This window comes from Photobacterium obscurum, assembly GCF_026191635.1.
Classification (GTDB): Bacteria; Pseudomonadota; Gammaproteobacteria; order Enterobacterales; family Vibrionaceae; genus Photobacterium; species Photobacterium obscurum.
In genome coordinates, this window is record NZ_JAKRRW010000050.1 from 1 (window position 1) to 1,742 (window position 1,742).

General features: G+C 44.7%; 1 protein-coding gene. It reads left to right on the forward strand.

Annotated elements, in window-relative coordinates; all coding sequences use genetic code 11:
* Positions 1-135: 135 nt before the first annotated feature.
* A complete protein-coding gene (locus tag MD588_RS25840; protein ID WP_265700826.1) occupies positions 136-1,656 on the forward strand; it encodes an ISNCY family transposase in 1,521 nt (506 codons plus the stop codon).
* The last annotated feature ends 86 nt before the right edge of the window (positions 1,657-1,742 follow it).

A 1,742-nucleotide genomic window follows, 5' to 3' on the forward strand; every position in this document is an offset into this window, starting at 1 on the left:
TGTGATCACCAAGCGATTCTGTCGTACTTTAATTACCAAGCGACTTTGTCATTACATTAACTACCGAGGGAGTTTGACGGAACTAAATTGGCGTACCTTTTAAAGCAATCAATGGAGCTTTAGAAGGTGCTAAGGATGTTCTATATGGATTCTAAATCCCAGTTCACTGTCGATATTATTTGCAAAGTGATTGATGGCAGAATCACAATCAATAGCGCCACGAAGTTGCTTAACAAATCTAGGAGAACCGTTGAGCGTTACTTAAGTCGTTATCGGAAAGAAGGTATTCGATTCGTTATTCATGGGAACAAAGGTCGTGCTCCAGCAAACAAAATCCCAGAGTCACTCAAGAAAGAGGTGCAAAGCCTCATCCAGACCAAGTACTACGACTTTAATCTGCAGCATCTCTCAGAGCTCCTGACGAAGAATGAAGGGCTCTCGATTAAACGAGAAACACTGCGTAACTGGGCGCACGATATTCATCATGTGAAGCGCTCTAAGCGACGCAGAAGTCGAGTTCGGAAGTATCGGGAGCGTATGGGCTCACCAGGATTAATGCTTCAAATGGATGGCAGTCCTCATCGGTGGTTTGGAGATGAACGCTCTTGCTTAATCGCTATCGTTGATGATGCGACCAGTGATATCCACGCTGAGTTTTTCCCGTCTGAAACCACTGAAGGCTGTATGAAAGTTATGAGAGCTTACATAGAAAAACGTGGTGTGTTTAAGACGCTGTATGTCGATAGAGCCGGTATTTTTGGAGGCCCCAAGCGCAGCAACTTCTCCCAAATGCAGCGAGCTTGTGACGAGCTCGGCATCGAGATTATCTTCGCTAACTCACCTCAGGGTAAGGGACGTATTGAACGCTCCTTCGACACCTTCCAAGACCGCCTAGTACCAGAACTACGGCTGAATAACATCACTGACATGGCCAGTGCTAATTGCTATTTACAAGAAGAGTTTATCCCCAATTACTGGGTCAAGAATGTGATGGTTCAGCCCACAAACCAGTCTTCAGCCTTCAAGCCGCTGCCACCTGAATTAGACCTAAATGCTATTTGCGTGCAAAAAGAATATCGTACGATACGACGTGATCATACCTTCAGCTTTGATAGCAAAATGTACGTCATCGACTCACCCATCCGTTATTCGATAGAAAATCAAAAAGTGGAAATCCGGTGTCAGTTTGATGGTACTTTCTCAACCTATTTTGGTCATCGCCGGCTTGATATCACGGAGTTGGTAGAGCCTCGGAAGTGCCATGAGTACGGCAAAGAAGTTCAGCGGAAAATAGAAGCACTAGAGCTTGTTGAGCAGCTAGGTAGTGTATCTAAAGCAGCCCGTATCCTCGGCTGCTCCCGCCAAACGCTTTATACCTACCAACAAATTATGGAAGAGCAAGGCCCCTTAGGTCTGAAGCGGATCAATAAGCCACTGAAACGAAGTAAAAACCGCATTCCCGAAAGCACAGAGGATAAGATTATCGAGCTGACGCTATTGAATCCTCATGGCACATCGATCCAACTAATGAAGTTGCTTAAACAGCAAAATATCATGGTGAGTATTACTACTATCCAAAATATCTGGAAGAGAGAGCAGCTCAACACCAGAGAGCTCAGAATCAAGCAATCTCAATCAATGAACATTGATGTGTGAGGCGAATAAGTTATTGAGGCTCTAGAATATTAGGGCATGACAGAATCGGTTGGTATTTATCCCGTCATGCTCCCTCAGTAATGACA

What these genes read in the sequence shown, in the direction of transcription:
- MD588_RS25840 (WP_265700826.1), top strand. Translation starts at nt 136, where the DNA reads ATGTTCTATATGGATTCTAAATCCCAGTTCACTGTCGATATTATTTGC.